Below are 5,788 nucleotides of genomic sequence, written 5' to 3' on the forward strand. Positions count from 1 at the left end.
GGGGGTATGCGGAATAAAAGCCTGACGATAACCTACTTTCACACTGGTTGCAGCACTATCATTGGCGCGTAATCGTTTCACGGTCCTGTTCGGGATGGGAAGGGGTGGTACCGATTAGCTATGGTCATCAGGCATAACTTGTTGACTGCGTGTATTGCCGTTGTTCTGGCGGATACAAAAAGTCCAATTCAGAAGAAGTGTCGTAGAGTGTGCGATCTTATTCGCACTAATCAAGTTTTTTGTTACCCCAAGCGAGACCATCGCTTGAGGTAGTGGTTGTGACTGTTGTCGAACAAGTGGAATTCTTCCGAACTCCCTTTTCGCAAACACTTCACAATACTTGTCGCAGTTTATAACCTGCTAAGGTTATAGGGACAAGCCTTACGGGCAATTAGTACTGGTTAGCTTAATGCATTACTGCACTTCCACACCCAGCCTATCAACGTCCTGGTCTCGAACGACCCTTTAAAGAGATCAAGTCTCTGGGAAGTCTCATCTTAAGGCGAGTTTCCCGCTTAGATGCTTTCAGCGGTTATCTCTTCCGAACATAGCTACTCGGCAATGCCACTGGCGTGACAACCGATACACCAGAGGTTCGTCCACTCCGGTCCTCTCGTACTAGGAGCAGCCCCCTTCAAACTTCCAACGCCCACGGCAGATAGGGACCAAACTGTCTCACGACGTTTTAAACCCAGCTCACGTACCACTTTAAATGGCGAACAGCCATACCCTTGGGACCGGCTACAGCCCCAGGATGTGATGAGCCGACATCGAGGTGCCAAACTCCCCCGTCGATATGAACTCTTGGGAGGAATCAGCCTGTTATCCCCAGAGTACCTTTTATCCGTTGAGCGATGGCCCTTCCATACAGAACCACCGGATCACTATGTCCTACTTTCGTACCTGCTCGACTTGTCAGTCTCGCAGTTAAGCACGCTTATGCCATTGCACTATTAGCACGATGTCCGACCGTACCTAGCGTACCTTCGAACTCCTCCGTTACACTTTGGGAGGAGACCGCCCCAGTCAAACTGCCTACCATGCACTGTCCCCGACCCGGATAACGGGCCAAGGTTAGAACCTCAAATAAACCAGGGTGGTATTTCAAGGATGGCTCCACGCAAACTGGCGTCCACGCTTCAAAGCCTCCCACCTATCCTACACAGATCGATTCAAAGTCCAATGCAAAGCTACAGTAAAGGTTCATGGGGTCTTTCCGTCTAGCCGCGGGTAGATTGCATCATCACAAACATTTCAACTTCGCTGAGTCTCGGGAGGAGACAGTGTGGCCATCGTTACGCCATTCGTGCAGGTCGGAACTTACCCGACAAGGAATTTCGCTACCTTAGGACCGTTATAGTTACGGCCGCCGTTTACTGGGACTTCAATCAAGAGCTTGCACCCCATCATTTAATCTTCCAGCACCGGGCAGGCGTCACACCCTATACGTCCACTTTCGTGTTTGCAGAGTGCTGTGTTTTTATTAAACAGTCGCAGCCACCAGTTTATTGCAACCCCTTCGTCCTTCTGCCGCAGGGCAGTCAAACTACAAGGGCGTACCTTATCCCGAAGTTACGGTACCAATTTGCCGAGTTCCTTCTCCCGAGTTCTCTCAAGCGCCTTAGAATACTCATCTCGCCCACCTGTGTCGGTTTGCGGTACGGTCTCGTATGACTGAAGCTTAGAGGCTTTTCTTGGAACCACTTCCGATTGCTTCGTGAATAAATTCACTCGTCTCAACCCCTTGAATTACGCTGCCGGATTTGCCTAACAGCCTTCTCCAGGTTAAAAACCGACTATTCCAACAGTCGGACAACCTTCCGCGATCCGTCCCCCCATCGCATCATACGACGGTGCAGGAATATTAACCTGCTTCCCATCAGCTACGCATCTCTGCCTCGCCTTAGGGGCCGACTCACCCTGCTCCGATGAACGTTGAACAGGAAACCTTGGGCTTACGGCGTGGAGGCTTTTCACCCCCATTATCGCTACTCATGTCAGCATTCGCACTTCTGATACCTCCAGCATCCTTTACAAGACACCTTCGCAGGCTTACAGAACGCTCTCCTACCATATCCATAAATGGATATCCGCAGCTTCGGTGTATAGCTTAGCCCCGTTACATCTTCCGCGCAGGACGACTCGATCAGTGAGCTATTACGCTTTCTTTAAAGGGTGGCTGCTTCTAAGCCAACCTCCTGACTGTTTTAGCCTTCCCACTTCGTTTTCCACTTAGCTATACTTTGGGACCTTAGCTGGCGGTCTGGGTTGTTTCCCTCTTGACACCGGACGTTAGCACCCGATGTCTGTCTCCCTTGCTCGCACTCGTCGGTATTCGGAGTTTGCAATGGTTTGGTAAGTCGCGATGACCCCCTAGCCATAACAGTGCTCTACCCCCGACGGTGATACAAGAGGCACTACCTAAATAGTTTTCGGAGAGAACCAGCTATTTCCAAGTTTGTTTAGCCTTTCACCCCTACCCACAGCTCATCCCCTAATTTTTCAACATTAGTGGGTTCGGTCCTCCAGTGCGTGTTACCGCACCTTCAACCTGGCCATGAGTAGATCACTTGGTTTCGGGTCTACACCCAGCGACTGATTCGCCCTATTCGGACTCGATTTCTCTACGGCTTCCCTATGCGGTTAACCTTGCCACTGAATGTAAGTCGCTGACCCATTATACAAAAGGTACGCAGTCACGGAACAAGTCCGCTCCTACTGTTTGTATGCACACGGTTTCAGGTTCTATTTCACTCCCCTCCCGGGGTTCTTTTCGCCTTTCCCTCACGGTACTGGTTCACTATCGGTCGATATCGAGTATTTAGCCTTGGAGGATGGTCCCCCCATGTTCAGACAGGATTTCTCGTGTCCCGCCCTACTTGTCGCAAACTTAGTTCCACACCGATAATTTCGTATAAGGGGCTATCACCCTCTATGGCCGGAGTTTCCAATCCGTTCTACTATTAAAGATGCTAAATCTTGCAGGCTCTTCCCATTTCGCTCGCCACTACTTTGGGAATCTCGGTTGATTTCTTTTCCTGTAGCTACTTAGATGTTTCAGTTCGCCACGTTCGCTTTGCATACCTATGTATTCAGTATGCAATGACCTTACGGCCGGGTTTCCCCATTCGGAAATCTGCGGATCAATGTGTGTTTGCTCACTCCCCGCAGCTTATCGCAAGCTACTACGTCCTTCATCGCCTGATATCGCCAAGGCATCCACCATGTGCACTTAGTCACTTGTCCCTATAACTTTAGCTTCTGGTGTCTTCATCAATTGCTTGATCAAGGTTCATCACCAAAAACCGGTTATAGTTCTTTACTACTTATGAGTATTACTTTAGCGTTTGCCGTATCTCAAGGAATTTGATTTTTTCTAAAACTTGTCTTTCGACAGCTTTTTCAAACTCGCTTTTAATACATTGTTTGTTCGATACAATCACAACCCTTCCATAATTTCCATCAGCAACTGTCGTTACTGACTTCTCTTTACAGAAATAATTTTGATTATTTCTACTTTACTTCTTCTAAATTGTTAAAGAACGAGAACTACTTATTACTATGTCTTTCGCTTTGAAAGTACAAACCTAAACCTCGGTGCTAACTGCTGCACTGACTTAGGTTTGCGATTTCTTGGTGGAGGATGACGGGATCGAACCGACGACCCCCTGCTTGCAAAGCAGGTGCTCTCCCAGCTGAGCTAATCCCCCATTAGGATCCACTACCTGTAAAACCGCCGCTTTTGCGTCGCTTTTACTTCTAAAAATTATCTGGCTTCGCCAGTCATTTTTAGCCATCTATCCCAAACGAAAGTAGGTTTGTACTTTCGTTTGATCGATTTGGTGGGTCTGGTTGGGCTCGAACCAACGACCCCCGCGTTATCAACACGGTGCTCTAACCAACTGAGCTACAGACCCGCTACTGAACCTTCAGTCGCTGTCCGGTCATTGCTACCCCGACGCAAACCGTTCTCTGTTCATTATCATTAACAGTCAATAAGTGTGGACACTTAACTACGCGCTACTCTAGAAAGGAGGTGATCCAGCCGCACCTTCCGATACGGCTACCTTGTTACGACTTCACCCCAGTCACGAACCCTGCCGTGGTAATCGCCCTCCTTGCGGTTAAGCTAACTACTTCTGGCAGAACCCGCTCCCATGGTGTGACGGGCGGTGTGTACAAGACCCGGGAACGTATTCACCGCGACATGCTGATCCGCGATTACTAGCGATTCCAACTTCATGTAGTCGAGTTGCAGACTACAATCCGGACTACGATACACTTTCTGGGATTAGCTCCCCCTCGCGGGTTGGCGGCCCTCTGTATGTACCATTGTATGACGTGTGAAGCCCTACCCATAAGGGCCATGAGGACTTGACGTCATCCCCACCTTCCTCCGGTTTGTCACCGGCAGTCTCATTAGAGTGCCCTTTCGTAGCAACTAATGACAAGGGTTGCGCTCGTTGCGGGACTTAACCCAACATCTCACGACACGAGCTGACGACAGCCATGCAGCACCTGTGTAAAGGTTCTCTTTCGAGCACTCCCAAATCTCTTCGGGATTCCTTCCATGTCAAGGGTAGGTAAGGTTTTTCGCGTTGCATCGAATTAATCCACATCATCCACCGCTTGTGCGGGTCCCCGTCAATTCCTTTGAGTTTTAATCTTGCGACCGTACTCCCCAGGCGGTCTACTTCACGCGTTAGCTGCGTTACCAAGTCAATTAAGACCCGACAACTAGTAGACATCGTTTAGGGCGTGGACTACCAGGGTATCTAATCCTGTTTGCTCCCCACGCTTTCGTGCATGAGCGTCAGTGTTATCCCAGGGGGCTGCCTTCGCCATCGGTATTCCTCCACATATCTACGCATTTCACTGCTACACGTGGAATTCTACCCCCCTCTGACACACTCTAGCCTTACAGTCTCCAATGCAGTTCCCAGGTTGAGCCCGGGGATTTCACATCAGACTTATAAAACCGCCTGCGCACGCTTTACGCCCAGTAATTCCGATTAACGCTTGCACCCTACGTATTACCGCGGCTGCTGGCACGTAGTTAGCCGGTGCTTATTCTTCAGGTACCGTCATTAGCAAGTTGTATTAGAACTCACCGTTTCTTCCCTGACAAAAGAGCTTTACAACCCGAAGGCCTTCTTCACTCACGCGGCATTGCTGGATCAGGGTTGCCCCCATTGTCCAAAATTCCCCACTGCTGCCTCCCGTAGGAGTCTGGACCGTGTCTCAGTTCCAGTGTGGCTGGTCGTTCTCTCAAACCAGCTACTGATCGTCGCCTTGGTAGGCTTTTACCCTACCAACTAGCTAATCAGATATCGGCCACTCCATGAGCACGAGGTCTTGCGATCCCCCGCTTTCATCCTCAGATCGTATGCGGTATTAGCGTAACTTTCGCTACGTTATCCCCCACTCTAGGGTATGTTCCGATATATTACTCACCCGTTCGCCACTCGCCGCCAGGTTGCCCCGCGCTGCCGTTCGACTTGCATGTGTAAGGCATGCCGCCAGCGTTCAATCTGAGCCAGGATCAAACTCTTCAGTTTAATCTCTGTTTTGTGTTCATTTCTGAACTGTGTCATGTGACTGACACATCGCTCACTCAAAATACTGACAGTTCAATCTCCTATTGCTAGAAGATCGTCTTGCTTTGTTATTTCTTGTGAACACTTGCTATATTATTTAAGCATTTCCAACTAACCTAAGTTAGTTGGTGCGCTTCACCAAGTGCCCACATTTATTGACTGTTAATTGTTAAAGAACTGAAATCTTTTCT

At 49.3% G+C, this 5,788-nt stretch carries 2 tRNA genes and 3 rRNA genes; all 5 read right to left on the reverse strand.

Annotation, left to right across the window (positions count from 1 at the left end):
* Positions 1–19 precede the first annotated feature (19 nt).
* The 5 genes from rrf to AC07OI_RS29690 all read right to left on the reverse strand — a co-directional run bounded on the left by rrf (position 20) and on the right by AC07OI_RS29690 (position 5,558).
* Positions 20–132 (reverse strand): 5S ribosomal RNA (rrf, locus tag AC07OI_RS29670).
* A gap of 238 nt (positions 133–370) precedes the next feature.
* A 23S ribosomal RNA gene (locus AC07OI_RS29675) occupies positions 371–3,246 on the reverse strand.
* Between the two features lie 388 nt (positions 3,247–3,634).
* Positions 3,635–3,710: transfer RNA gene (locus tag AC07OI_RS29680), tRNA-Ala, on the reverse strand.
* Between the two features lie 130 nt (positions 3,711–3,840).
* A tRNA-Ile gene (locus tag AC07OI_RS29685) sits at positions 3,841–3,917 on the reverse strand.
* A 112-nt stretch (positions 3,918–4,029) separates the two neighbouring features.
* A 16S ribosomal RNA gene (locus tag AC07OI_RS29690) occupies positions 4,030–5,558 on the reverse strand.
* The 16S, 23S and 5S rRNA genes sit together here with 2 tRNA genes alongside, the layout of an rRNA operon.
* Between the last annotated feature and the right edge of the window lie 230 nt (positions 5,559–5,788).

It is taken from the genome of Undibacterium sp. GW821-FHT07F11 (assembly GCF_059418665.1).